Origin of the sequence: Lelliottia nimipressuralis (genome assembly GCF_004115925.1) — a bacterium.
Taxonomy (GTDB): Bacteria; Pseudomonadota; Gammaproteobacteria; order Enterobacterales; family Enterobacteriaceae; genus Enterobacter; species Enterobacter nimipressuralis.
On record NZ_SDDX01000001.1, the window covers coordinates 406,457 to 431,708 of the forward strand.

20 protein-coding genes and 1 other RNA gene are annotated in these 25,252 nt (G+C 55.6%); 10 read left to right on the forward strand and 11 right to left on the reverse strand.

Features of this window, described 5'->3' with window-relative positions; all coding sequences use genetic code 11:
- Window positions 1–46: 46 nt before the first annotated feature.
- The 4 genes from ETG88_RS01970 to ppsR all read right to left on the reverse strand — a co-directional run bounded on the left by ETG88_RS01970 (window position 47) and on the right by ppsR (window position 4,514).
- Window positions 47–2,032 carry a TonB-dependent hemoglobin/transferrin/lactoferrin family receptor gene (locus ETG88_RS01970; protein ID WP_129034427.1) on the reverse strand — a complete coding sequence of 662 codons (1,986 nt, stop codon included), beginning with the start codon at window positions 2,030–2,032 and terminating at the stop codon, window positions 47–49.
- A 79-nt stretch (window positions 2,033–2,111) separates the two neighbouring features.
- Complete coding sequence (gene hemP, locus ETG88_RS01975; protein ID WP_129034428.1) at window positions 2,112–2,300, reverse strand: hemin uptake protein HemP; 189 nt, start codon at window positions 2,298–2,300, stop codon at window positions 2,112–2,114.
- A gap of 181 nt (window positions 2,301–2,481) precedes the next feature.
- Window positions 2,482–3,528: a 3-deoxy-7-phosphoheptulonate synthase AroH gene (gene aroH / locus ETG88_RS01980; protein ID WP_102103852.1), complete on the reverse strand. Its 1,047-nt coding sequence runs from the start codon at window positions 3,526–3,528 to the stop codon at window positions 2,482–2,484.
- A 152-nt stretch (window positions 3,529–3,680) separates the two neighbouring features.
- The gene (gene ppsR / locus ETG88_RS01985; RefSeq protein WP_100780461.1) at window positions 3,681–4,514 is read right to left on the reverse strand and encodes a posphoenolpyruvate synthetase regulatory kinase/phosphorylase PpsR; all 834 of its coding nucleotides are present in this window, start codon (window positions 4,512–4,514) and stop codon (window positions 3,681–3,683) included.
- Between the two features lie 335 nt (window positions 4,515–4,849).
- Between ppsR and ppsA the strand changes: the two genes are divergently transcribed.
- The 3 genes from ppsA (at window position 4,850) to ETG88_RS02000 (ending at window position 11,233) form a co-directional block, all read left to right on the forward strand.
- On the forward strand, window positions 4,850–7,228 hold the full coding sequence (gene ppsA / locus ETG88_RS01990) for a phosphoenolpyruvate synthase (RefSeq protein WP_100780460.1): 2,379 nt from the start codon (window positions 4,850–4,852) through the stop codon (window positions 7,226–7,228).
- Window positions 7,229–7,453: 225 nt separating this feature from the next.
- The gene (locus tag ETG88_RS01995; RefSeq protein WP_102103523.1) at window positions 7,454–8,854 is read left to right on the forward strand and encodes an MFS transporter; all 1,401 of its coding nucleotides are present in this window, start codon (window positions 7,454–7,456) and stop codon (window positions 8,852–8,854) included.
- A gap of 3 nt (window positions 8,855–8,857) precedes the next feature.
- Window positions 8,858–11,233, forward strand: coding sequence for a glycoside hydrolase family 3 N-terminal domain-containing protein (locus ETG88_RS02000; RefSeq protein ID WP_129034429.1), 2,376 nt, complete (start codon window positions 8,858–8,860; stop codon window positions 11,231–11,233).
- A gap of 17 nt (window positions 11,234–11,250) precedes the next feature.
- Here ETG88_RS02000 and rprA read toward each other — a convergent pair.
- Both rprA and ydiK read right to left on the reverse strand, forming a co-directional pair.
- Window positions 11,251–11,358, reverse strand: an RNA gene (rprA, locus tag ETG88_RS02005) — antisense sRNA RprA.
- A gap of 176 nt (window positions 11,359–11,534) precedes the next feature.
- Window positions 11,535–12,650, reverse strand: coding sequence for an AI-2E family transporter YdiK (ydiK, locus tag ETG88_RS02010; RefSeq protein WP_100780457.1), 1,116 nt, complete (start codon window positions 12,648–12,650; stop codon window positions 11,535–11,537).
- Window positions 12,651–12,904: 254 nt separating this feature from the next.
- Here ydiK and ydiJ point away from each other — a divergent pair, with 254 nt between their 5' ends.
- The 3 genes from ydiJ to ETG88_RS02025 all read left to right on the forward strand — a co-directional run bounded on the left by ydiJ (window position 12,905) and on the right by ETG88_RS02025 (window position 16,657).
- Entirely contained in the window at window positions 12,905–15,961 is a 3,057-nt protein-coding gene (gene ydiJ / locus ETG88_RS02015) for a D-2-hydroxyglutarate dehydrogenase YdiJ (protein WP_129034430.1), read from the forward strand.
- A complete protein-coding gene (gene menI, locus ETG88_RS02020; protein WP_100780455.1) occupies window positions 15,958–16,368 on the forward strand; it encodes a 1,4-dihydroxy-2-naphthoyl-CoA hydrolase in 411 nt (136 codons plus the stop codon). The genes ydiJ and menI overlap by 4 nt, the downstream gene beginning before the upstream one ends.
- Before the next feature lie 94 nt (window positions 16,369–16,462).
- The gene (locus ETG88_RS02025) at window positions 16,463–16,657 is read left to right on the forward strand and encodes a YdiH family protein (RefSeq protein ID WP_100780454.1); all 195 of its coding nucleotides are present in this window, start codon (window positions 16,463–16,465) and stop codon (window positions 16,655–16,657) included.
- A gap of 68 nt (window positions 16,658–16,725) precedes the next feature.
- Here ETG88_RS02025 and fdhF read toward each other — a convergent pair whose 3' ends face one another.
- The 4 genes from fdhF to ycgZ form a co-directional block, all read right to left on the reverse strand.
- Window positions 16,726–18,876: a formate dehydrogenase subunit alpha gene (gene fdhF / locus ETG88_RS02030; protein ID WP_129034431.1), complete on the reverse strand. Its 2,151-nt coding sequence runs from the start codon at window positions 18,874–18,876 to the stop codon at window positions 16,726–16,728.
- A 267-nt stretch (window positions 18,877–19,143) separates the two neighbouring features.
- On the reverse strand, window positions 19,144–19,422 hold the full coding sequence (locus tag ETG88_RS02035) for a biofilm development regulator YmgB/AriR family protein (RefSeq protein WP_100780452.1): 279 nt from the start codon (window positions 19,420–19,422) through the stop codon (window positions 19,144–19,146).
- Between the two features lie 35 nt (window positions 19,423–19,457).
- On the reverse strand, window positions 19,458–19,778 hold the full coding sequence (locus tag ETG88_RS02040) for a hypothetical protein (RefSeq protein ID WP_100780451.1): 321 nt from the start codon (window positions 19,776–19,778) through the stop codon (window positions 19,458–19,460).
- 170 nt (window positions 19,779–19,948) lie between these two features.
- Window positions 19,949–20,188, reverse strand: a complete 240-nt coding sequence (ycgZ, locus tag ETG88_RS02045; protein ID WP_100780450.1) for a regulatory protein YcgZ — start codon at window positions 20,186–20,188, stop codon at window positions 19,949–19,951.
- Between the two features lie 343 nt (window positions 20,189–20,531).
- Here ycgZ and ETG88_RS02050 point away from each other — a divergent pair, with 343 nt between their 5' ends.
- Both ETG88_RS02050 and ETG88_RS02055 read left to right on the forward strand, forming a co-directional pair.
- Window positions 20,532–21,749 (forward strand): diguanylate phosphodiesterase, encoded by a 1,218-nt coding sequence (locus ETG88_RS02050; RefSeq protein ID WP_129034432.1) that lies wholly within the window; start codon window positions 20,532–20,534, stop codon window positions 21,747–21,749.
- Window positions 21,750–21,906: 157 nt separating this feature from the next.
- Window positions 21,907–22,638: a MerR family transcriptional regulator gene (locus ETG88_RS02055; protein ID WP_100780448.1), complete on the forward strand. Its 732-nt coding sequence runs from the start codon at window positions 21,907–21,909 to the stop codon at window positions 22,636–22,638.
- Between the two features lie 60 nt (window positions 22,639–22,698).
- On the opposite strand, the gene ETG88_RS02060 is transcribed toward ETG88_RS02055, so the two are convergent.
- Window positions 22,699–22,971, reverse strand: a complete 273-nt coding sequence (locus ETG88_RS02060) for an ElaB/YgaM/YqjD family protein (RefSeq protein WP_100780447.1) — start codon at window positions 22,969–22,971, stop codon at window positions 22,699–22,701.
- Between the two features lie 409 nt (window positions 22,972–23,380).
- Between ETG88_RS02060 and sufA the strand changes: the two genes are divergently transcribed.
- Window positions 23,381–23,749 carry a Fe-S cluster assembly scaffold SufA gene (gene sufA / locus ETG88_RS02065; RefSeq protein ID WP_095281754.1) on the forward strand — a complete coding sequence of 123 codons (369 nt, stop codon included), beginning with the start codon at window positions 23,381–23,383 and terminating at the stop codon, window positions 23,747–23,749.
- Window positions 23,750–23,757: 8 nt separating this feature from the next.
- Window positions 23,758–25,245, forward strand: coding sequence for a Fe-S cluster assembly protein SufB (sufB, locus tag ETG88_RS02070; RefSeq protein ID WP_129034433.1), 1,488 nt, complete (start codon window positions 23,758–23,760; stop codon window positions 25,243–25,245).
- Window positions 25,246–25,252: the final 7 nt, after the last annotated feature.

Here is a 25,252-nt window from a genome sequence, read left to right on the forward strand (position 1 = left end):
GTCTCTTCCTTCCAGATAAGCGCCCCGGCGAGCCGGGGCAAGGTGATTACCACTGATAACTGACGAAAATCTTGCCGTTGCGTCCATCCTGCGGGATGCCCTGCGGGGACCAGTACTCTTTGTCAAAGGCGTTGCCGAGCACCAGCGTGGTGGTGACGCCTTTCAACTGCTCCTGACCCTGATAGCTGACGTAGAAGTCATTCACCGCGTAGCCAGGCTGTTTGCTGTATGAGCTGCTGATGTGCGTGGAGCGATCGACGAAGGTACCGATCCAGCCCACGGAGAAACCGCTTTGCGCCACCGGAACGTTCAGTTTGCTGGTGACGGTATCCGGGTTAATGCTGGAGATGTATTCGCCCGTATCGGTGTCTTTCCCGCGCGTGCGGTTGTAGGCCATATCCAGGCTGAACAGATCAGCCGAGTATTTCGCCATCACGTCCCAGCCCCAGATTTTGGCGTTGGGTACGTTATAGGACATGGTGGTGGCGGCCGCAAAGTCGACGGTGGTGGAGATGTAATCTTTCGCCTTGGTGTCGAAGTAGCTGGCTTTGAACTCCAGTTCATCGTTGGCGAGCATCAGGTCGTCAAAGCGCAGGCCAAAACCGTACTCCTGCGTTTCGTTGGTTTCCGGGCGCAGATTCGGGTTTGGCACCCAGTAGTTGGTGTAGAAGCTGCCGATGGAGAAGTGTTTGGAATCGTTATACATCTCGCCCATCGTCGGCGCGCGGAACGCCTGCGCGTAGGAGCCGAACAGCATCAGCCAGTCGGCTGGCGTCACGGTTAAGCCCGCACGGGATGACCATTTATCTGCATCCACATCTTCGTAACCGTCGCTGCTGCCACGGTAGTTGTCATAGCGCGTACCGCCGAGCAGGGTCACCGGCAGGTCGCGCAGGGTGATTTCGTCCTGCAGCCAGCCGGAGCTGAAGTCGATTTTCGCGTCCGGGAAGCCGGTAGTAGATCCGCCTGGGTTCTGCTCCTGACGGTAATACTCTCCGCCGTAGGTCAGCAGGTGCGAGGCGAAGGAGTCGGTGAACAAGCGCGTGCGGTTCTCGACTTTCCCGCCTTTGGTCGTCTGCTTGCGGAATTCAGCGGTGCGGTCGACGTTCTGGGCGTTAATACGTGCCTCGGACCAGTACACTTTCGCGTTGGCATTCAGCCAGTCGTTCCCCTCCGGCGCGAGAGCGTAAGAGAGCTGAGCGTCGCGCTGGATGGTGGAACGGTCGGTCATCGGGTTGCTGCTGTCATCCGCATCGAGGGTCTGCGGGTTTTTAGGCTCCTGCGCGGCGTTATTGTAGTAGCGCAGGGCACCGCCCAGGGTCTGGGCGCTGTCGATTTTCCAGCTGCCTTTCGCCAGCATGTTGTTGATAGATTCGTCGTTAGGCGCGGTGGACCCGTCGCTCTGACGTAAATCCCCGCGATCGCGGCTGGACCAGGCCACCAGGCCATCCAGCGTATCGGTACGACCAAACGCGCTGGCACCCAAGCCAATGCTGTGATCGCCCGTGGCACCAGTGCCGAAGACGCGGAAGCCGCTGTTTTTACCGTTTTCGAGCAGATCTTTGGCATCGACGGTGTCATAGGAGATCACGCCGCCCATCGCGCCGCTGCCGTAGAGCAGGGCAGACGGGCCGCGTACCACTTCGATACGTTTGATCAGCGCAGGATCGAGGAAGGTGCTGTTCAGGTGGCCGGTGTCAGTCCCCTGACGCACGCCATCCACCAGCACCAGCACGCCACGGCGATCGTAACCGCGCAGGTTCACGTCCTGACCGTTGGTGCGCCCTGTGCCGTCGAGCGTAATGCCTGGGACATTGCGCAGCAGGTCGGCGGCAGAGCTGGCGGTCTGTTTATCAGGGGAGGTCGCGTCGATCACGCTGACCATCATTGGCGCTTCAAAGGTGCTACGGGCGTTACCCGTGGCGGTGACGGTCATCTCTTCTGAGGCGGCAAACGCAGCGCCCGGCAGGGCACTGACAACGGCCAGCGCCAGCAGCGAGGGGCGCAAAGACGCGGAATGCAGGTATGGCATAGCAACTCTCCATTTGGAAATCGAAAGCGCTGGCTGCCTGGGGATCACCTGGGTGGCTGGCGAATAGTTTGGGTATTGTTTATTTAGTGAGAATCAGTTTTCCGGCATGTGTCTGGCGCAGCAGGTAGTGCTGGCCGTCATGCTCAATAATGACCCGCCCCTCGTCACCCAGCAGAGTCTTGCTGTCGATGCGACGTTCCAGGGGAGCAGGTTTTGGCTGTGTGTCTTCTTGTTCGCGCGTTGCCGTGCTGTTAGTAATGCGTGACATAGTGTTTATAAATAACAATCAATGTAACAATGATAATCATTATCAACAAAGTGAAATTTCACGGCAAGCGTTTTTGTGAAAATTTTGTGACGAGATCAATTCTTACGGATTGAGGACGTTATGCAGAAACGAGGAGAGGCCGGGTAAGCAGAGCGCCACCCGGCACAATGGGGCAGGGAGATCAGAACCGGGTATCGACCGCTGCCGCCAGTTTTTCCAGCAGCAACGCGCTATCTTCCCAGCTCAGACACGGATCGGTAATCGACTGGCCGTAAACGATCGGCTGACCGGCCACCACCTTCTGCGTGCCCTCTTTCAGGAAGCTCTCGGCCATAATCCCGGCCACTGCGGTGGACCCGCTGCGGATCTGCTGGCAAATCTCATCGCATACATCCAGCTGGCGACGATGCTGTTTCTGACAGTTGCCGTGGCTGAAATCCACCACCAGATGCTCAGGCAGATCAAACTCGTGCAGCGTATCGCACGCCGCCGCGATATCTTCCGCGTGGTAGTTCGGTTTTTTACCGCCGCGCATGATGATATGGCCGTACGGGTTGCCGCTGGTCTGGTAGATGGTCATCTGGCCGTTTTTATCCGGCGAGAGGAACATATGGCTGGCGCGCGAGGCGCGAATGGCGTCCACCGCGATGTGCGTATTGCCATCGGTGCCATTCTTAAAGCCTACCGGGCAGGAGAGCGCCGAGGCCATCTCGCGGTGGATCTGGCTCTCCGTGGTGCGAGCCCCGATGGCCCCCCAACTGATGAGATCGGCGATAAACTGCCCGGTCACCATATCCAGAAACTCGGTCGCGGTCGGCACGCCCAGTTCGTTGACCTGCAAAAGCAGTTTACGCGCCAGCTCAATACCGTGGTTCACACGGTAGCTGCCATTCAGATCAGGATCGGAGATCAGACCTTTCCAGCCCACCACGGTGCGCGGCTTTTCAAAATAGGTGCGCATCACGATTTCAAGGCGATCCTGGTGCTTATCGCGCAGCACTTTCAGGCGCTGAGCATACTCCATCGCCGCATCGAGATCGTGAATGGAGCAGGGACCAATAATCACCAGTAAACGGCGGTCTTCACCGTTGAGGATTTTTTCAATGCGTCGACGTGACGCTGTCACGTGTTCCGCCACGCTTGCGGAGACAGGATGGCGCTGGGCCAGTTCGGCGGGCGTCACCAGACTTTCGATACGCGCTGTGCGAAGTTCGTCGGTTTTGTTCATGGAAGTTCTCAGAATTTTTTGCTTCATCGGCAGACTACCGGGAAGTGATGGGCATCACCTTAAACCAATCCCTGCTGAATTCAAGTTCGGGGCCACTCTGCCCCGAAGCGTGAACGCGATGATAACTGAAAATAAACTATCGTACTAGCATATTAGTACATGCGACGGTTTAACCCCATGATGTCGAGGATTTTCGTGGCGATCTCTTCCACCGAATAGTTGGTGCTGTTCAGCCATGGGATCTGGTTTTTGCGGTACAACGCTTCCACTTCAGAGACCTCCATGCGGCACTGACGCATCGAGGCATAACGGCTGTTTTCACGACGCTCCTCGCGAATGGCGGCCAGACGTTCGGGGTTTATCGTCAAACCGAATAACTTATGTTGCAGCGGTTTCAGAGCGGCGGGCAGCACGAGGTTATCCATATCATCGGCGATAAACGGGTAGTTCGCGGCGCGAATACCAAACTGGAGCGCCAGATAGAGGCTGGTCGGGGTTTTGCCGCAGCGCGACACGCCGAGCAAAATCACCTGCGCCTGATCGAGATTGCGCATCGAAATTCCGTCGTCGTGGGCGAGGGTGTAATCGATGGCGGCAATACGCGCGTCATACTTCACCAGATTCCCGGGGTTCAGGCCGTGGGTGCGATGGGCAACGGGTGTCGGATCGAGTTTTAGCTCGCTTTGCAGCGGAGCGACCAGCGCCTGCACGATGTCCTGACAGAAACCTTCGCTTTGCAAAATAATGGTGCGAATTTCGGGGATAACAATGGAATAGAAGACTAACGGACGAATACCGGTCTGCTGATAAATCGCATCGATCTGCTCTTTCACCGCTTTTGCGCGGCTCTCATTTTCGACAAACGGCAGCGTGATGCTGTTAATCGCAACGGGGAATTGCGACATCACCGCATGCCCCAGCACTTCGGCGGTGATCGCCGTACCATCAGAAATATAAAAAACGTGGCGATCTACAGCATTATCCATTTTATCCACCCTGAATATCGTACGTAATTGTCTGAAAGCATAAATTAAAAAAGTAAAATACACAGCAAAGAACTTGTCTGATTTACAAATGAAACGGTGTTTTTGATTTTACTGAAAAGTGGATTTCATTTTTAAATTAGTCACTTTGTTTTAAGGGTTTTAGCACGAATCTATAGGAATCATCGGGTTAGCGAATGATGGGAAAGTGTCCGAAAAAAAGAAAAATAAAAGTGCTTACACGATTCACCGTTTTTTTGCCGGGAATAAATATGCCAGTATAAATACGAAGTCAGGCGTTACTTACTCCGTTTAAATATCACAAAAGGATTGTTTCGATGTCCAACAATGGCTCGTCACCGCTGGTGCTTTGGTATAACCAACTCGGCATGAATGATGTAGACAGAGTTGGAGGCAAAAATGCCTCCCTGGGTGAAATGATTACAAATCTGTCGGGTATGGGTGTTTCCGTACCGAACGGGTTTGCCACAACTGCCGACGCGTTTAACTATTTTTTAGACCAGAGCGGTGTTAACCAGCGCATTTACGACCTGCTGGACCAAACGGATATTGATGACGTAACCGCGCTTGCCAAAGCCGGTGCGCAGATCCGCCAGTGGATTATCGACACACCTTTCCAGCCGGAGCTGGAAAAAGCGATTCACGATGCTTATAACCAACTCTCTGCTGACGACGCGCAGGCCTCATTCGCCGTGCGTTCCTCTGCCACCGCAGAAGATATGCCGGACGCCTCTTTTGCCGGTCAGCAGGAAACCTTCCTGAACGTTCAGGGCTACGACGCGGTGCTGGTGGCGGTGAAGCATGTCTTTGCTTCCCTGTTCAACGACCGCGCGATCTCCTATCGCGTGCATCAGGGCTATGACCACCGTGGCGTCGCGCTCTCTGCGGGCGTGCAGCGCATGGTGCGCTCCGACATCGGCTCCTCCGGCGTGATGTTCTCCATCGATACGGAATCTGGCTTCGATCAGGTGGTGTTTATCACCTCGGCCTGGGGTCTGGGTGAGATGGTGGTGCAGGGCGCGGTTAACCCTGACGAATTTTACGTCCACAAACCGACGCTGGCGGCCAACCGTCCGTCGATTGTGCGCCGCACCATGGGCTCCAAAAAAATCCGCATGATTTACGCCCCGAGCCAGGAACACGGCAAACAGGTGGAAATCGAGGACGTGCCGCAGGAGCAGCGCGACCGCTTCTCCCTGACCGATGCGGAAGTACAGGAGCTGGCGAAACAGGCCGTTCAGATTGAAAAACACTACGCACGTCCGATGGATATCGAATGGGCGAAAGACGGCCACACCGGCAAACTGTTTATCGTGCAGGCGCGTCCGGAAACCGTGCGTTCTCGCGGCCAGGTGATGGAACGTTACACGCTGCATGCCCAGGGCAAAATTGTCGCCGAAGGGCGTGCGATTGGTCACCGCATCGGTGCCGGCCCGGTTAAAGTGATCCACGATATCAGCGAGATGAATCGTATTCAGCCGGGTGATGTGCTGGTAACAGACATGACCGACCCGGACTGGGAACCGATCATGAAGAAAGCGGCGGCGATCGTGACCAACCGTGGTGGCCGTACCTGCCACGCGGCGATCATCGCCCGCGAGCTGGGCATTCCGGCGGTTGTCGGCTGCGGTGATGCCACGGAACGCATGAAAGACGATGAGAAAGTCACCGTCTCCTGTGCTGAAGGCGACACCGGCTATGTTTATGCCGATATTCTCGACTTCAGCGTTAAAAGCTCCAGCGTCGATACCATGCCGGATCTGCCGCTGAAAATCATGATGAACGTCGGCAACCCGGATCGTGCGTTCGATTTCGCCTGTCTGCCGAACGAAGGCGTCGGCCTGGCGCGTCTGGAATTTATCATTAACCGCATGATCGGCGTGCATCCGCGTGCGCTTCTGGAGTTTGACGACCAGACGCCTCAGCTGCAAAACGAAATCCGCGAGATGATGAAGGGCTATGACTCACCGAAAGAGTTCTACGTCGGACGTCTGACGGAAGGGATTGCCACCCTGGGGGCGGCATTCTATCCGAAGCGGGTGATTGTGCGTCTGTCGGACTTCAAGTCCAACGAATACGCCAACCTGGTGGGCGGCGAGCGGTACGAACCGGAAGAAGAGAACCCTATGCTCGGCTTCCGTGGCGCGGGCCGCTACGTGGCGGACAGCTTCCGCGACTGCTTCGCCCTTGAATGTGACGCGGTGAAACGCGTGCGCAACGAAATGGGTCTGACTAACGTCGAAATCATGATTCCGTTCGTGCGTACCGTGGATCAGGCGAAAGCGGTAGTCGAAGAGCTGGCACGTCAGGGGCTGAAGCGCGGCGAGAACGGGCTGAAGATCATTATGATGTGCGAAATCCCGTCTAACGCCCTGCTGGCAGAGCAGTTCCTGGAACACTTCGACGGCTTCTCTATCGGCTCTAACGATATGACGCAGCTGACGCTGGGTCTGGACCGCGACTCCGGCGTGGTGTCTGAGCTGTTCGATGAACGTAACGAAGCGGTGAAAGCGCTGCTGTCGATGTCCATCCGCGCCGCGAAGAAACAGGGTAAATACGTCGGGATTTGTGGCCAGGGTCCATCGGATCACGAAGACTTTGCCGCATGGCTGATGGAAGAGGGGATCGATAGCCTGTCCCTGAACCCGGACACCGTGGTGCAAACCTGGCTGAGCCTGGCTGAACTGAATAAGTAGTATTGATCGCGCCGTCCCTTTTATTCTTAAAGGGACGGCGACATTATTTCCCCCACTATGCTCCCCGTCACACTTAGCGCAATTAACCAAATATCGTAATCAGTCTGTTAATTTCTACAATTGTTAGCCAGCGAAGCGCTGCTAATAATTGAGCCTTACTGCGCATTACCCTACATCTTGCGCAACTGGTTGAAATACGTTTTAACCGATAAAAGGCAATTAACAATGACAATCTCCTCTGTATTACGTACCAAAGATAAAATAGGTTACGGCCTGGGTGATATGGCCAGTGCGCTGGTCTGGCAAACGGCCACCTTATTTCTGGCATATTTCTATACGGATGTATTTGGCCTGCCCGCCGCGATCATGGGCACCATGTTTCTGGTGGTGCGCGTGGTGGATGCCTTTGTCGACCCGTGCATTGGCGCGCTGGTGGATCGCACCCAGACCCGGCACGGGCGTTTCCGTCCGTGGCTGCTGTGGTTCGCCATTCCATTTGGCGTAAGCTGTCTGATAACTTTTTATGTCCCCGATGTCGGGCCAACGGCGAAAATTGCCTATGCCTGCGTGACTTACACTTTGCTGAGCCTGATCTATTCCGCGATTAATGTGCCGTACTGCGCGATGCCAGGTGCCCTGACGATGGACCCGCGCGAGCGCCATTCCCTGCAATCCTGGCGTTTTGGACTGTCCTTTATTGGCGGCCTGATTGTTACGGTCATCGCCCTGCCGCTGGTCTCCCATTTAGGCCAGGGGAATGTGCAGAAAGGCTATTTCTATGCTATGAGTCTGATGGGCCTGTTAGGCATTATCTTATTCTTCATCTGCTTCTTTATGACCCGCGAGCGTTATTCTCCGCGTAATGATACCTCCGGCTCGATGCTCACGGATTTAAAATTACTGGCCGCCAACAGCCAATGGCGCATTGTTTTTGTGTTTAATATTTTACTGCTGACGGCAGTCGTCACACGCGGTTCCGCCACGATGTATTACGTCAATTATGTGCTGCTGCGCCCGGATTTAGTCTTTGCTTTTATCGTTTCCGGAATGGTGGCCTCTTTAAGCGGAGCCTTATTATCTGAACGGTTATTGGGTAAATTTGACCGGGTGCGTGCCTATCAGTGGACGATTATTTCCTTTGTGATATTTGGCGCGATGATTTTCTTCCTGCCGCCGACGCAAATCTGGCTGATTTTCGGCCTGAACATCATCTTTAGCTTTATCCAGAACCTCACCACGCCGCTGCAGTGGACCATGTTCTCAGATGTGGTGGATTACGAGGAGCACCGCAGCGGTCGCCGTCTGGACGGGCTGGTCTTTTCCACTGCGCTGTTCGCCATCAAATTCGGCCTCGCCCTCGGCGGTGCGGTGGTTGGTTGGGTACTGGGAATCGTGAGTTATGTCCCCGGTCAGGCAATTCAAAGCCCGCAGGTACTAACCACGATTAACGCGCTGTTCACCCTGATCCCCTGCGTGCTGTTTATCGCCATGGTGGTGCTGCTCGCTATTTACAAACTGAACAGCCGCCTGGTGGATTCCATCGCACAAGAGCTTGCCCGCAAGCGCGAAGCGCGCACTGATGCGGGGCAGACCAGCCCGGCATTTCATTCTGCTACACAGGAGTAAAACATGACTGCCATCTACAAGGATGCGGGATATCCCGTGCAAGAGCGTGTCGCCGATCTGCTGGCACGTATGACCCCGGAAGAGAAATTCGCGCAGATGCATGCCTACTGGCTGGTTCTGGATGAGGGCGGCAACCACCGTGAGCGTAGCGATCTTAGCGACGAATTTGCAGGCGTGAGCGAACAGGCGGCGTTGAGCGAGCGGCTCAAACTGGGCGTCGGGCAAATTACCCGTCCGCTGGGAACGCACATTGTGGATGCGCACACCGGCGTGCGTGCGGCAAACCGCCTGCAGCGGATGATGATGGAGGAGACCCGGCTGGGGATCCCCGCGCTGTTCCATGAGGAGTGCCTGGTCGGCCTGCTGTGCAAAGACGCGACGCTGTTTCCTTCATCCCTCAACTACGGTTCGACCTGGGACCCGGAGCTGGTTAAGCGTGCGGCACAACAGATCGGCGCTGAGGCGCGGTCGGTGGGCTGTCAGCAGGGGCTGGCCCCGGTGCTGGATGTCTCTCGCGACGTGCGCTGGGGGCGTACCGAAGAGACCTTCGGTGAAGATCCGTGGCTGGTCGGGGTCATGGCGACCGCGTATGTCGACGGATTGCAGGGCGAAAAACGCGATCTGCTGGCGACCCTCAAACACTATGTCGGCCACTCTTTCAGCGAGGGGGCGCGTAACCATGCTCCGGTGCATCTCGGTTTTTGCGAGCTGAATGATACGTTCCTGCTGCCGTTTGAAATGGCGGTCAAACTGGCCAACGCCGGTTCCGTGATGCCGGCCTACCATGATATCGACAATCAGCCCGGCCACAGCGACGCCTTCTTGCTCACCACGGTGCTGCGCGAGCAGTGGGGATTCGATGGGATTGTGGTGGCCGACTACGGCGGTGTCAGCCTGTTGCATCAGCATCATGGCATTTCCCACGATGCGGCGGAGTCTGCGGCGCTGGCGTTCAACGCCGGGCTGGACGTCGAGCTGCCGAAAGACGACTGCGCCCGTCATCTGGCGGATGCCGTGAAGCGTGGGCTGATTTCGATGAATAAAATCGATGAAATTGTTGCGCGTGTGCTGAGCGAAAAATTCCGCCTCGGTCTTTTTGAGCAGCCGTATGCGCGCGAAGAGAATATCGATCTGCAAAATGCGCAAACCCGACAGGTGGCGCGCGACGTGGCAACCCGCTCGCTGACGCTGCTGGAGAACAACGGCGTACTGCCGCTTGCGGGTAAACCGCGTGTGGCAGTGGTAGGGCCAACCGCAGACGATCCGCTGGCGCTGCTGAGCGGCTACAGCTTCCCGGTGCATCTGATCATCAGCGATATGGTGGAAGAGACGTCGCAGGTAACCACACCGCTTGCCGCGCTGAAACACTATCTGGGCGATGCCCAGGTGCGTTACGCCAAAGGCTGCCACATCATTGAGCACCGCATGGCAGGCGCGCCGGTATTTCCTGGCGACAGCGGCGGCAAACCGATGCAGCAATCGCCGGTGTCATTCGATACCCGTCTGATTCCAGAGGCGGTGCGGGCGGCGCAGGACAGCGATATCGTCATCGCCTGCGTGGGCGATCTGGCGGGATTATTCCAGAGCGGTACCGTGGGTGAAGGCTCCGACACCGACAGCCTGAACCTGCCCGGCGTGCAGCAACACCTGCTGGAAGCGCTGGTGGAAACCGGTAAGCCGGTCGTGGTGGTGATGACGGGCGGGCGTCCGTACAACCTGCAGGGGCTGGAAGATAAGGTCGCGGCGCTGTTGCTGGCCTGGGCACCAGGACAGGAGGGCGGCTGGGCGATAGCCGATGTGCTGACCGGGCGCGCGGAACCGCAGGGACGGCTGGTGGTGAGTGTGCCGAAAAGTGCGGGTGCGATGCCGTACTATTACAATCACAAGCTGAAAAGCGGCGGCACGCCGTTCGCCTTCCACTTTGGCTCGCGCTATCCCTTCGGTTTTGGTCTCGGGTGGACGACATTTTCCTGCGATGCACTGCGTTTAGCGCAAACGTCTGTCCCGGTCGAGGGCGAGGTGATGCTGAGCGTGACGGTGCAAAACAGCGGCGAACGTAGCGGCAGCGAAGTGGTGCAGGTCTATGTGCGCGACCGCGTGGCGTCTATGGTGCGACCGTTACAGGAGCTTAAAGCCTTCCAGCGCGTCACGCTCTCACCGGGCGAAAAGGCGACGCTCATCTTCAGCCTGCCGGTGGATATGTTTAATTTCACCCGCCGCGACGGTAAAAGAGTGGTTGAGCCAGGCGAATTTGAGCTGCAGGTCGGGCTGTCCTCAGCGGATATTCGCGCTGCGGTGACGGTGAATGTCACTGGCGAGACGCGGGTACTGCCGGAGAAGTGGCAGATGCTGAGTTCGTGTGAAATCGAACGAGCGTAAAAACGAGCGTAAGCAGGACAAAAAAAAGCCCATCGTGGGAGATGGGCAAAGACTACACACAGCAATTCGTTGTTTCACTCAGGGGATTTCCATGCTTATAAATCAATGCGTTGATTCATAACCGTGACTTAATAGTAGGACATGCGACGTTTTAGCGTCGATCAGATTCGTCTCAATAGTTTAAGAACTATGAAGATTTAGGGCGGGGCGAGACCAGACGAAGCGGGCTGAACCTGAGAAAAGTCTTAATAAAGATTAGGCGTGCTTAAGTGTCAGGCGAGTGGCCTCGCCTGACGATACATTACGGGTTGTTCTTGCCGTCAAGTTCTTCGAGATTATGCAGCGCCACTTCAGGGTCGGTACCTGGCGGTGGAATTTCATGCACCCACGCGGAGAACAGACGCCAGGTCACGGCCAGCAGCACAGGGCCAATAAACAGCCCAATCATCCCAAAGGCAATCAACCCGCCGATGACGCCGGAGAGGATCAGAATCAACGGCAAATCCGCGCCCATACGAATAAGCATCGGACGGATGACGTTATCCATGGTGCCCACCACGCAGCTCCACACCAGCAGTACCGTACCCCAGGTAGTATCACCGCTCCAGTAGAGCCAGATAATGCAAGGGACCAGCACCAGCAACGGGCCAAGCTGGACCAGACAGGTGAGGATCATAATGACGGTTAAAATGGTCGCGTACGGCACGCCGCTTATCGCCAGACCAATCCCGCCGAGAAGCGCCTGCACCAGCGCCGTGACAACCACACCCAACGCCACCGCACGAACCGCCTGGGCTGCCAGCAGCACCGCCGCGTCACCGCGTGTCCCTGCGAGACGGGTCGCAAAATGACGTACGCCCTGTGCCACCTGTTCACCGCGCCAGTAGAGCAGGGCGCTGAAAAGCAGCATCAGAGTACAGTGCATCATAAAGTGGCCGATATTGGCCGCCTGGGCGATAAACCAGGTGGTCGTAGTGCCGACATATGGCCGAACTTTCGCCATGATCGCGCTGCCGCCCATCTCCAGCAGACTGTGCCAGCCGCTGTAAAGCTTCGCGCCGACCAACGGAATGCTGTTAAGCCACGCCAGATCCGGCACGGTCATCTCACCGCTGGTGATCCCACGAATCACCGGCCCGCTGGTATCGACAAGGCTGTTAATCAGGAGCGCAATCGGAATGATAAAGACCAGAAACAGCAGCAGCGTCATCACCAGAACGGCGGGAGTACGACGACCAAAAAACAGTTTCTGCAGACGTAATAACAGTGGCCAGGTGGCAACGACCACCGTACCTGCCCACGCAAAACCGAGGACGAAGGGGCGAACTATCCATAGACACGCAACAATTATGATGGCTAAAAACAGCACCGACAGCAGTATTTGCGCAACGTCCCTGGGCTGACGAGAAGTGACCATAAATGAAATTTACCTTACATGAAGACCAGACCGGCTGGCCGAAACAGAAAATCGCATCCCTTAATCATTAGTGATTTCAGCGATTTTTGACAGGCGAATTCTGCCCGTAAAACTGATGGGCGTATAAGAAAAAAATGTGATACAACAATTCAAACACAACGCAAACGATTATCCCCGTCATAATTCGCGCCCTTGCGGCCTTGTCGCATCGCGGATTATCGAGAGGGCAACAACACTATTTAGGGTCTTCCGTAATGATCCCATTGATTTCTCAGGCACCTGGCGTCGTTCAGCTGGTGCTGACTTATTTGCAAGCACTGGAGCAACAGGGTTTTACAGGTGATACCGCCACCAATTATGCCGACAGGCTGACGATGGCGACCGACAACAGTATCTATCAGTTACTTCCCGATGCCGTCGTTTTCCCCCGTTCCACCGCCGATGTGGCGTTGCTTTCCCGTCTGGCCGCGCAGGAGCGTTTTGCGTCGCTGGTCTTCACCCCGCGCGGGGGTGGGACAGGCACCAATGGTCAGGCCCTGAATCAGGGCATTATCATTGATATGTCGCGCTATATGAACCGTATCATCGAGATCAACCCGGAAGAGGGCTGGGTGCGCGTCGAAGCGGGGGTGATTAAAGATCAGCTCAATCAGTTCCTGAAACCCTACGGCTACTTCTTTGCTCCGGAATTATCCACCAGCAACCGCGCCACGCTGGGCGGGATGATTAATACGGATGCCTCCGGCCAGGGGTCACTGGTTTACGGTAAAACCTCCGATCACGTCCTGGGCGTGCGCGCGGTGCTACTGGGCGGGGACATTCTCGACACCCAGGCGATTCCAGTACAGCTGGCTGAAACCCTCGGGCAGGACAACACGGCGGTCGGGCGCATTTATCGCAGCGTGCTCGAAAGCTGTCGCGATAACCGCCAGCTGATTGTCGATAAATTCCCGAAACTGAACCGCTTCCTGACGGGCTACGATCTGCGCCACGTCTTTAATGACGATTTGAGCGAGTTCGATCTCACCCGTATTCTGACCGGCTCGGAAGGCACCCTGGCCTTTATTACCGAAGCCCGTCTGGATATCACCCGGCTGCCGAAAGTGCGCCGTCTGGTGAACGTTAAATACAACTCCTTCGATGCGGCGCTGCGCAACGCGCCCTTTATGGTCGAGGCGCGCGCCCTGTCGGTGGAAACCGTCGACTCGAAAGTGCTCAATCTGGCGCGGGAAGATATCGTCTGGCATTCGGTCAGCGAGCTGATCACCGATGTGCCTGATAAAGAGATGCTGGCCCTGAACATTGTTGAATTTGCTGGCGATGATGCGGAGCTTATCGACTCACAGGTGCAGACGCTCTGTACCCGACTCGACGAACTGATCGCGCAGGGCGAGGGCGGCGTGATTGGCTGGCAGTTGTGCAACGATCTCTCGGGCATTGAGCGCATTTACGCTATGCGTAAAAAAGCGGTCGGCCTGCTGGGGAATGCGAAAGGCGCGGCCAAACCGATTCCGTTTGCGGAAGATACTTGCGTGCCGCCGGAACATCTGGCGGATTACATTGTGGAGTTCCGCGCGTTACTCGACAGCCACGGCCTGAGCTATGGCATGTTTGGTCACGTGGATGCCGGTGTGCTGCACGTGCGTCCGGCGCTGGATATGTGCGACCCGCAGCAGGAGATGCTGATGAAGCAGATCTCCGACGACGTGGTCGCGCTGACGGCAAAATACGGCGGCCTGCTGTGGGGCGAGCACGGGAAAGGTTTCCGCGCCCAGTACAGCCCGGCGTTCTTCGGCGAGCAGCTGTACGGCGAACTGCGCAAAATCAAAGCGGCGTTTGACCCGAATAACCGCCTGAACCCAGGAAAAATCTGTCCGCCGGCGGGTGTGGACGATCCGATGATGCAGGTCGACGCGGTGAAGCGCGGCACCTATGACCGCCAGATCCCGATCGCGGTGCGTTCCTCTTGGCGCGGGGCGATGGAGTGTAACGGCAACGGTCTGTGCTTTAACTTCGACGTGAAAAGCCCGATGTGCCCGTCGATGAAAATCACCAGCAACCGCATTCATTCCCCGAAAGGGCGAGCGACGCTGGTGCGCGAGTGGCTGCGATTGCTGGCCGATCGCGGCGTGGACCCGCTCAAACTCGAAAGCGATCTACCGGAAAAACGCGCCAGCCTGCGCACGCTGATTGAGCGTTCCAGGAACAGCTGGCACGCCAGTAAGGGCGAGTATGATTTTTCCCATGAAGTGAAAGAGGCGATGTCCGGCTGCCTGGCCTGTAAAGCCTGCTCGACGCAATGTCCGATCAAGATCGACGTGCCGGAGTTCCGCTCGCGCTTCCTGCAGCTGTATCACTCCCGCTATCTGCGCCCGGTGCGCGATCACCTGGTGGCGACGGTCGAAAGCTACGCCCCGCTGATGGCGCGCGCGCCGAAGACGTTCAACTTCTTTATCAATCAGCCGCTGGTGCGCAAACTTTCCGAAAAACATATCGGCATGGTCGATCTGCCGCTGCTCTCCACGCCTTCTCTGCAACGCCAGCTGGTGGGCCACCGTTCGGCCAATATGACGCTGGAACAGCTGGAGGCCCTGAGCGACGAGCAAAAAGCGAAAACCGTGCTGGTGGTGCAGGACCCGTTTACCAGCTACTACGAGGCGCAGGTGGTGGCCGATTTCGTGCGGCTGGTGGAGCGCGTCGGCTATCAGCCGGTGGTGCTGCCATTCTCGCCGAACGGTAAAGCGCAGCACATTAAAGGGTTCCTGACGCGCTTTGCGAAAACGGCGCAGAAAACGTCGGACTTTTTGAACCGTATCGCGCAGCTGGGCATGCCGATGGTGGGCGTCGATCCGGCGCTGGTGCTCTGTTATCGAGATGAGTACAAACAGACTTTGGGCGACAAGCGCGGGGATTTCAGCGTTATGCTGGTGCATGAATGGCTGCCTGCGGCGCTGCACTCTGCCGAGACAAAAGAGGTCAGCGGTGAAGCCTGGTATCTCTTTGGACATTGCACGGAAGTGACCGCGCTGCCAGGTGCCCCAGCGCAATGGGCCTCTATTTTTGCCCGCTTTGGCGCGAAGCTGGAAAACGTCAGCGTCGGCTGCTGCGGGATGGCCGGGACTTATGGGCACGAAGTGAAAAACCACGCGAATTCGCTTGGGATCTACGAGTTGTCATGGCATCAGGCCATGCAGCGTTTGCCGCGAAACCGCTGTCTGGCGACGGGTTACTCCTGTCGCAGCCAGGTGAAACGCGTTGAAGGAAGCGGCGTTCGCCATCCATTGCAGGCTTTACTGGAGATTATGGGATGATCTGGAAACGTACCGTGACGCTTGAGGTGCTCAATGCCATGGGCGAAGGGAATATGGTCGGGTTGCTCGATATTCAGTTTACCCGTATCGGCGAAGATGTCCTTGAAGCCACCATGCCGGTGGACAGCCGCACGCATCAGCCGTTTGGCCTGCTGCACGGCGGCGCATCCGTGGTGCTGGCGGAGACGCTGGGATCGGTGGCGGGTTACCTCTGTACCGACGGGGAGCAAAAGGTGGTGGGGCTGGAAGTGAATGCCAACCACATTCGCTCCGTACGCAGCGGGCGCGTGCGCGGCGTCTGTCGCGCGCTCCATGCGGGCGGTCGTCATCAGGTGTGGCAAATCGATATTTTTGACGAGCAGGAGAGGCTGTGCTGTTCGTCGCGTCTGACGACAGCGGTGGTTTAAATAAAGGTAAACATCCTTGAGGAATTGTTTTTGGTCAAAAATTGGTCAGTCAGACGTGCTATACTGGTCAGGTTTTGTACATAGAGAGGATGTTATGGATACCGAAATGAGCCCCACCCAACTGGCAGTAGAGTTTTTACGTCGCGATAAGAGCAACCTGTCCCCGGCGCAGTACCTGAAAAAGCTGAAACAGCTTGAACTGGAGTTTGCCGACCTGCTCGCGCTCTCTTCAAACGAACTGAAAGAAGAGATCTACTTTGCCTGGCGGTTAGGCGTTCACGTCCATTAATACTCCCGCTTGTTTAAAAGGCCGCTCATGCGGCCTTTTTTGTTTTTATCTGTTAAGCGATCGGGTGGCTAAACGTTCACCGCGTCAATCAGCCGGGTTTTCATCGACTGATAGGCAGAGGCGGCATAATCTTCCGCCCAGCGCTGATCGTCGATGGCCTCCAGTTTAACCGCGCAGTACTTGGTTTCCGGCGTTTTCGAGGTCGGGTCCAGATTATCCTGAGTCAGTTCGTTACAGGCTCCGATCCACCACTGGTAAGTCATGTATACCGCGCCCGGATTAATGCGCTCGCTGACGTTCGCCCGGGTGATCACTTTCCCGCGACGCGAACGTACCCACACCAGCTGTCCGTCTCTTACCCCCAGCGCGTCGGCATCCGCCGGATTCATCTGCACCCGTCCCGGTTCATCGGCCAGGCTTTGCAGCGCGGCGCAGTTACCGGTCATCGAACGGCAGGAGTAGTGGCCGACTTCGCGTACTGTACACAGCACTAACGGATAGTCTGCGTCCGGCACTTCAGCAGGCGCGCGCCACGGGGCGGCAAAGAGCTGGCCTTTACCATTGGGCGTATCGAACTGATTGTCTTTGTACAGGTAGGGCGTGCCGGGGTGATCCAGCGTCGGACATGGCCATTGCACGTGGCCCATCTCACCCATTTTTTCGTAGGTGACGCCGAAGAACAGCGGGCAGAGTTCGCGCATTTCGTCCCAAATCTGCTGGTTGGAGTCGTAATGCATCGGATAGCCCATCGCGCTGGCAAGCAGGCTGATGATCTCCCAGTCGCGTTTCACGTTGCCGCTGGCCTCAATTGCTTTACCGAAGCGCTGGAAGCCGCGGTCTGCACAGGTAAACACGCCGCCGTGCTCACCCCAGGAGGTCGCAGGTAACAGCACATCGGCGACTTCGGCGGTTTTGGTCATGAAGATGTCCTGTACCACCACGAAGTCGAGCGCCTCAAAGCCGCGACGCACCAGGCCCAGATCCGCTTCGGTCTGGAGCGGGTCTTCCCCCATGATGTAGTAGGCTTTGATTTTGCCTTCCAGCGCCAGGTGCGGCACTTCGGTGATGCGTGTGCCGACCTGGTCGTCCATGGTGTTGACGTCAATCCCCCAGGCGTCAGCAAACTTCGCGCGCACGGCGGCATCCGTCACGTCCTGATAGCCAGGGAACATGTTCGGCAGCACGCCCATATCGCACGCGCCCTGTACGTTATTTTGCCCGCGAACCGGGCCGACGCCGACGGCAGGGCGGCCGAGATTGCCGGTCAGCAGCGCCAGGCTCGACAGGCCTTTCACCACATCCACAGCCTGGCCGAACTGGGTCACGCCCATGCCCCACATCACCGTGGCGGACGGCGCGGCGGCGAAGGTGCGCATCGCCTGACGCACGTCGCGCGCCGGGATGCCGGTCAGATGTTCGACCTTCTCAGGCGCGTAATCCGCAACGATTTTACGATATTCGTCGAGGCCATCGGTGAAGCGCGCGATGTAGTTTTTGTCGTAAAGTTCCTCTTCCAGCAGAACGTAGCCAAAGGCATTGACCAGCGCCATATTGCTGCCGTTGTTGAGCTGCAAATGCTGATCGGCGATACGCGCAGTTTCGATGCGACGCGGATCGCAGACGATGATTTTGGCACCGTTTTGTCGGGCTTTGAGCACCCGACGGGCGACGATCGGGTGCGAATCGGCGCAGTTATAGCCGAACACCAGCAGACATGCTGAGTTCTCGATATCGTTTATGGAGTTACTCATTGCGCCGTTGCCGAGCGTCTTCTGCAAGCCGGCCACTGACGGGCCGTGGCAGACGCGGGCACAGCAGTCCACGTTATTGGTGTTAAGTACACCGCGTGCAAACTTCTGCATCACGTAGTTGGTTTCGTTGCCGGTACCGCGTGACGATCCGGTCGTCATGATCGCGCGTGGGCCGTATTGCTCTTTGATGGCTTTCAGTTTGCTGGCGGTGTAGCGGATCGCCTCTTCCCAGGTGACAGGGGTGAATTTGTCTCCTTTGTTATAGCGGATCATCGGCTGGGTGAGGCGAGGGGTGAGCAGACGGGTATCGTTGAGAAAGTCCCAGCCGTAAAAGCCTTTCAGGCACAGGGTGCCCTGGTTGGTGACGCCTTCAGCGGCTTCGGCACGGAGGATACGGTTGTTTTCTACAACGAGATTTAATTTACAGCCTGCGCCACAGTAGGGGCAGACGCTTGCGATTTTTTTCATCAATAACAGACCTGTTAAGAAATGAATTAAGGTATTGCGGAGGTCCGCAATACATCATGCGATTCAATATGTTGAATGTGCGTCATCTGACATTCCTGCTAAGCAGGTTCTGTGCCAGATTTCATTTCATTGATTTAACAGGAGTTGTTTGGTTTTGAACGCCTGGCTCGACATGACATTCGACAAAAGTGTCGACAAAAGAAAAGGCCAGTGAGAAACGCAGCAGGGTGCGACGCTCTTCTGGCCTTCGGGGGCGAAATCGTTTTTTTAGATATCGTCCATGGTATAGCCAACCACGATTTCGAGGGTTTTGCGGATCACGTCAGCCATCACCACATCGTCGGTGGTTTCAAGGGCGTTAATCAGCCAGAGGATAATGGCTTTGTTGGTCAGATGCCCTTCTGACGCCATGATACAGCTCACCGCAGAGGCGAAAAGCGCGGATTCATCGGCCAGTCTGTCGCCTGCATTACGGAAATATTCAGACAGCGCGGTATCATGAAAACCAGTATACGCAGCGGGTTGAACTTGAATATTTTGTCTCATTTATTCTCACCGTAAGGGTTATTGATCGGTTGCTGTTAGTGTATGTTTTTTGAACCGCTGGGCTTGCCATCGCCAAACAGCGGGAAAACATTATCGCTTTGCTCGCTTTTTAGACCGTTCAGATCCCTCTGAGGGCGGGCTCTCTTACGTTGTGCGAACGGCGTACCGCTGGCGCTGATTTCGGCTATCACCGCCGCGAGGGCTTCGCGACGGCGAGGGTCGGCCTCACTCGCCTCCATGTCCCGCAGTCTCCGCACGAGAGACTGCTTGCTGACAGGGCCGTGCTCTTTCAGAAGAGATAAAACCGCCTCTCCAATTAATTCATCTGTTAATTGCTCTATTTCACTTCTGTTCATAACTGCATCTCTGATTGCCGCAGGGTGACGTCACGCCGTGCGGCATTAAGTCAGATCCCCTTTTAAGGGGGTCTGCTGAAGATTGCCAGGTCTTTTTGTGCCTGAAACGTTCCTTCGTCAGAATTGACTTAAAAACCAGGTGATCTGTTAAATGGGTTTGCTATTGGATCTCAGCGATCAAATAGCAAACCAATCAATGCATGGTAGTGGCTCTCTTCTTCTGGACCGGACGCCTTATCAAGACGGCTGAGTAACTTGGTGCACAGGTTTTTGCGATTCAAATGACGACCATCGCTCAGGATCTCTACTACGATCTGTCCCAGGGTTTCTTGCTGAGTAGGTAGCGCAGCTTTCTCGAAGTACTGGACAATCGCATTACCGCTATCGGGAATGTAGCTGTTCTGACGCATGTATCACTCCTGTAAAATTAAGTAGTCAGCTAAGTTACGATTTAAGTTATACGTTTTTTAAAAAGTTGTACATTTTTGATGTACAGTTTTTTACCTTAATTTTAAGCAAAAAGTGCTATTTGTTTTTTATCAGTAAGTTACAATGTGTTTGATTCGATATCAGTACAGAATATATTGTACAAGATGTTTCACTCTGAAAATTCTGTACAAACGCGCGGGAGGCTGTGGAATCCGGCTGAACTGTTTGAAATGTGAATTATTTGTTAATCAATTAATGTGGTATAACAATGACCTGACCCCCGCGACACGCCGCGGGGGTAACCTTCTACTCACCAGGACGACTATGCTCACGACAATAATCTACCGCAGCCATCTCTGCGAAAACGTTCCGGTGAAAGCGCTGGAAGAGATGGTCGCGGGAGCGAACATTAAGAACGGGGAATCCGACGTCACCGGGATTTTACTGTTCAATGGAACGCACTTTTTCCAGCTGCTGGAAGGGCCGGAAGAGAGCGTTTTCCGCATTTACGCCGACATTTGCAAAGATCCGCGCCACTACAACCTGGTGGAGCTGCTGTGCGATTACGCGCCGTCGCGACGCTTTGGCAAAGCAGGAATGGAGCTGTTCGATTTACGCACTTATGATCGCCAGGAAGTACTCCAGAAGGTGCTTGATAAAGGGACGACCAAGTACCAGCTGACCTACAACGATCGCGCATTGCAGTTCTTCCGTACCTTCGTTGAAGCGACGGAAAAAGCCAACTACTACGAAATTCCTGACGGCGATAGCTGGGACTTTATCCCGGACGACGATGTTGCACCGGCAGAACCCCTGACGCTCGACGCATCGGCTGATTGCGGCTTTGCCTTTCAGCCGATTGTCGATCCCTTTGCCCGGGAACTGGTCTCCTATGAGGCCCTGATCCGCACCGCTGACGGCGGCTCTCCGGATGCCTACTTCAAAAAATTCTCTGGCAACGAGATTTACGAGGCGGATTTGCAGAGTAAGAAAGTGGCGTTTGCCATGGCCGGCAAGTTACGCCTTCAGGAGCAGGCCTTATCCGTCAACCTGCTGCCAATGACGCTGGTAAATGTGCCGGGCGCGGTGGGATTTCTGTTAAATGAGATTGAAGCCAACGGTCTGGTGCCGGAGCAGATTGTGGTCGAGTTCACCGAGAGCGAAGTGATTTCGCGCTTTGATGAATTTAAAGACGCCGTCCGCCAGCTCAAAAGTGCCGGTATCAGCGTGGCAATCGATCACTTTGGCGCGGGTTTCGCAGGGCTATTATTGCTGGCACAGTTCCAGCCAGACCGAATCAAGATTAATCGCGATCTGGTGGCGGATGTCCATCGCAGCGGCCCGCGACAGGCGATTATTCAGGCCATCATCAAATGCTGTACATCCCTTGAAATCCTGGTGTGTGCCGTGGGTGTCGAAAAGGCGGAAGAGTGGATGTGGCTTGAGTCGGCGGGGATCTCCCAGTTCCAGGGACATCTGTTTGCCAGCCCGCGTTTTGGCGGGATTCCAGCCGTGGCGTGGCCGGAGAAAAAACAGGGATAGCGTCGTAAAGGTTGTACAAATCAGACCAGGTACACGTCATCTTGTACAAAATCGACTTGTACCCTGGTCAATTGTTAGTTATACAATCAGGTTATACAATCTGCTAAAGTTGATCAGGTTTGGTATGGAAGTATTGCGTTTAAGCATGAGGGAGTTAATGGCCTTATACAGTATCGGCGAAGTCGCCGAACGATGCGGAATCAACCCCGTCACACTGCGCGCCTGGCAGCGACGCTACGGTTTGTTGAAGCCGCAGCGCAGTGAAGGGGGCCATCGTCAGTTTGACGAAGAGGATATCCAGCGCATCGAGGAGATTAAACGCCTCATGAAAACCGGCATTTCGGTTGGCAAGGTAAAGGCGTTACTGGAAGTCGGCGTTCCTCTGGTGGACAGCAACTGGATCTCTCTTCAGGAAGAGATGATGACGGTGCTGCGGTTTGCCAGTCCCGCGAAACTGCGACTTAAAATTTCTGAATTCCGTCGCGACCACGCCATAGAAGTTCTCATCGATCACATTTTCATTCCGGTTCGTCAGCGTTTAAGCCTGGATCACAACACCGCCCGACACATGTCCAGCCTGCTGGATGGGGTGCTGATCGATTTCATTGCGATGCTTCTGGCTGAAGCGCGCAAAAAACCGGGCAACGAAGCGTTGCTGATTGGGTGGGATACGGACGATCGTACGCGTTTATGGCTGGAAGCCGGGCGCCTGTCGCAGCAGGGCTGGCATATTGATGTGCTGGCTGAGCCGATTGACTCGCCGAAACCCGAGCTGTTCCCGGGGCAAAAAATATTTGTCTGGACGGGCCATGCGCCGTCAATGCGTCAGCAGGAGCAGTTAGATCACTGGCGCGAACAAGGTTTTTCCGTCTCATTTATCAACGGCTAATCGCCTGACAAGACTAAAAAGGCCCTTTCGGGCCTGCCATATTTGCTGCTTATTCGCGGCTTATTTCCTGCCGACCAATAAACCGATGATCAGCCCGATTGCGCCTGCCGCCATCAGCCCAGTCAATGGATTATCACGAACTCTGTCAGAGACCTCTGAAGCGACGTCTGATGCTTGTGCTGCGTATTTGCGTGCGGCGCCTTTCAGCTGATGTTTCGGTGAATCAACCGCATCGCCAAACTGGGACTGCGCTTCGCCTGCAAATTCATCGGCTTTGTTCAGGGCTTTTTTCGCCAGGCGATCGGCTTCATTCTCAAAATCATGTGATGACATACTTATCTCCTTTTGGTGTCACATAAAGTTTAGTCCCTTATCCCTGACGCGCTGATGATTCGGTGTTTTCCTGGAATGCCTTGTTTGCGTAAATCACATAACGCCCTGATTTTCGGGTAGTCGGTTGATTCTGAAGATTTTCTAAAACCGATTAAATAAATAGGTATTCCCGATACATATTTTCCCCTTGCGCTGTTCTCACGGTTTTAGCCCATCAAATGCGTTATACATCAAAGCATTAAACAATTTTTTCATAGGCTAATAAGCTGCGTCGCAGGGTCTATGCTTAATAAAAGTAGCCAAAAAGGGCGGTTTAGCCGAAAGCCCCTGCTGTCAGGGGGTTGAAGTGATAATCGTTATCACTAACATGGTGTAATGCCCCTGGTGGCTTAACAGATGAGGTGGACCTATGGAATTGCATTCAGAAACCTTTAATCCCGCTGATTTTGCCTGGCGTGGTTTGACGCTGACGCCCACGGCGGCGGCGCATATTCACGAGCTGATAGCGAAGAAGCCGGATATTGTGGGCTTGCGTCTCGGCGTTAAACAGACTGGCTGCGCCGGATTCGGCTACGTGCTGGACACGGTGAGCGTGCCCGAAAAAGACGATCTGGTGTTCGAAACCGACGGGGCGAAGCTGTTTGTCGCACTGCAGGCGATGCCGTTTATCGATGGCACCGAAGTCGATTACGTGCGCGAAGGCTTAAACCAGTTATTCAAATTCAATAACCCGAAAGCGCAGAATGAATGCGGCTGCGGCGAAAGCTTTGGGGTATAGGCGGTACTATGTCTCGTAATACTGAAGCAACTGACGATGTGAACACCTGGAGTGGCGGGCACCTCAACTATAAAGAGGGCTTTTTCACCCACCTGCAAACGGACGAACTGGCGAAAGGCATCAACGAAGAGGTGGTGCGCGCGATTTCGGCCAAACGTAATGAGCCGGAGTGGATGCTCGAGTTTCGCCTGAGCGCGTTTCGCGCCTGGCTGGAAATGGAAGAACCTCACTGGCTGAAAGCGCATTACGACAAGCTCAACTATCAGGACTACAGCTACTACTCCGCGCCATCCTGCGGCAGCTGTGATGACACCTGCGCGTCTCAGCCGGGTGCCGTACAGCAGACGGGCGCCAACACGTTCCTGAGCAAAGAGGTGGAAGAGGCCTTTGAGCAGCTCGGCGTGCCGGTGCGCGAAGGACGTGAAGTGGCCGTCGACGCCATTTTTGACTCCGTTTCCGTTGCCACCACCTACCGAGGCAAGCTGGCCGAGCAGGGTATTATCTTCTGCTCCTTTGGCGAAGCCATTCACGACCACCCGGAACTGGTGAAGAAATACATCGGTACCGTGGTGCCGAGCAACGATAACTTCTTTGCGGCGCTGAACGCGGCGGTCGCCTCCGACGGCACCTTTATCTACGTGCCGAAAGGCGTGCGTTGTCCGATGGAACTGTCGACTTACTTCCGTATCAACGCGGAAAAAACCGGCCAGTTCGAGCGCACCATTCTGGTGGCCGACGAAGGCAGCTACGTGAGCTATATCGAAGGGTGTTCTGCGCCCGTGCGCGATAGCTACCAGCTGCACGCGGCGGTGGTTGAGGTGATCATTCACAAAGACGCCGAAGTGAAATACTCCACGGTGCAAAACTGGTTCCCTGGTGACGGTAATACGGGCGGCATCCTGAACTTCGTGACCAAGCGCGCCCTGTGCGAAGGTGAAAACAGTAAAATGTCCTGGACCCAGTCCGAGACCGGTTCGGCGATCACCTGGAAATACCCGAGCTGCATTCTGCGCGGCGATAACTCGATCGGTGAGTTCTACTCTGTGGCGCTGACCAGCGGCCATCAGCAGGCCGATACCGGCACCAAGATGATCCACATCGGCAAAAACACCAAATCGACGATCATTTCGAAAGGCATTTCTGCCGGGCACAGCCAGAACAGCTATCGCGGCCTGGTGAAAATCATGCCGACGGCAACCAACGCCCGTAACTTCACCCAGTGTGATTCGATGCTGATCGGCACCGACTGCGGGGCGCACACCTTCCCGTACGTGGAGTGTCGCAACAACAGCGCCCAGCTTGAGCACGAGGCCACCACTTCGCGCATCGGCGAAGACCAGCTGTTCTACTGCCTGCAGCGCGGGATCAGCGAAGAAGATGCGATTTCGATGATTGTGAACGGCTTCTGCAAGGACGTGTTCTCTGAGCTGCCGCTGGAATTTGCCGTAGAAGCACAAAAATTACTCGCGATTAGCCTTGAGCACAGCGTCGGTTAAGGAAAAA

Excerpts from the sequence above, each read along its gene's own strand:
- ETG88_RS01970 (WP_129034427.1), bottom strand. The coding sequence starts at position 2,032 with ATGCCATACCTGCATTCCGCGTCTTTGCGCCCCTCGCTGCTGGCGCTG.
- ppsR (WP_100780461.1), bottom strand. The coding sequence starts at position 4,514 with ATGGATAATGCTGTAGATCGCCACGTTTTTTATATTTCTGATGGTACG.
- ycgZ (WP_100780450.1), bottom strand. The coding sequence starts at position 20,188 with ATGCGTCAGAACAGCTACATTCCCGATAGCGGTAATGCGATTGTCCAG.
- ETG88_RS02035 (WP_100780452.1), bottom strand. The coding sequence starts at position 19,422 with ATGAGACAAAATATTCAAGTTCAACCCGCTGCGTATACTGGTTTTCAT.
- ETG88_RS02060 (WP_100780447.1), bottom strand. The coding sequence starts at position 22,971 with ATGTCATCACATGATTTTGAGAATGAAGCCGATCGCCTGGCGAAAAAA.
- ETG88_RS01995 (WP_102103523.1), top strand. The coding sequence starts at position 7,454 with ATGACAATCTCCTCTGTATTACGTACCAAAGATAAAATAGGTTACGGC.
- hemP (WP_129034428.1), bottom strand. The coding sequence starts at position 2,300 with ATGTCACGCATTACTAACAGCACGGCAACGCGCGAACAAGAAGACACA.
- ydiJ (WP_129034430.1), top strand. The coding sequence starts at position 12,905 with ATGATCCCATTGATTTCTCAGGCACCTGGCGTCGTTCAGCTGGTGCTG.
- fdhF (WP_129034431.1), bottom strand. The coding sequence starts at position 18,876 with ATGAAAAAAATCGCAAGCGTCTGCCCCTACTGTGGCGCAGGCTGTAAA.
- menI (WP_100780455.1), top strand. The coding sequence starts at position 15,958 with ATGATCTGGAAACGTACCGTGACGCTTGAGGTGCTCAATGCCATGGGC.
- sufB (WP_129034433.1), top strand. The coding sequence starts at position 23,758 with ATGTCTCGTAATACTGAAGCAACTGACGATGTGAACACCTGGAGTGGC.
- ppsA (WP_100780460.1), top strand. The coding sequence starts at position 4,850 with ATGTCCAACAATGGCTCGTCACCGCTGGTGCTTTGGTATAACCAACTC.
- ydiK (WP_100780457.1), bottom strand. The coding sequence starts at position 12,650 with ATGGTCACTTCTCGTCAGCCCAGGGACGTTGCGCAAATACTGCTGTCG.
- ETG88_RS02025 (WP_100780454.1), top strand. The coding sequence starts at position 16,463 with ATGGATACCGAAATGAGCCCCACCCAACTGGCAGTAGAGTTTTTACGT.
- sufA (WP_095281754.1), top strand. The coding sequence starts at position 23,381 with ATGGAATTGCATTCAGAAACCTTTAATCCCGCTGATTTTGCCTGGCGT.
- ETG88_RS02000 (WP_129034429.1), top strand. The coding sequence starts at position 8,858 with ATGACTGCCATCTACAAGGATGCGGGATATCCCGTGCAAGAGCGTGTC.
- aroH (WP_102103852.1), bottom strand. The coding sequence starts at position 3,528 with ATGAACAAAACCGACGAACTTCGCACAGCGCGTATCGAAAGTCTGGTG.
- ETG88_RS02040 (WP_100780451.1), bottom strand. The coding sequence starts at position 19,778 with ATGAACAGAAGTGAAATAGAGCAATTAACAGATGAATTAATTGGAGAG.
- ETG88_RS02055 (WP_100780448.1), top strand. The coding sequence starts at position 21,907 with ATGGCCTTATACAGTATCGGCGAAGTCGCCGAACGATGCGGAATCAAC.
- ETG88_RS02050 (WP_129034432.1), top strand. The coding sequence starts at position 20,532 with ATGCTCACGACAATAATCTACCGCAGCCATCTCTGCGAAAACGTTCCG.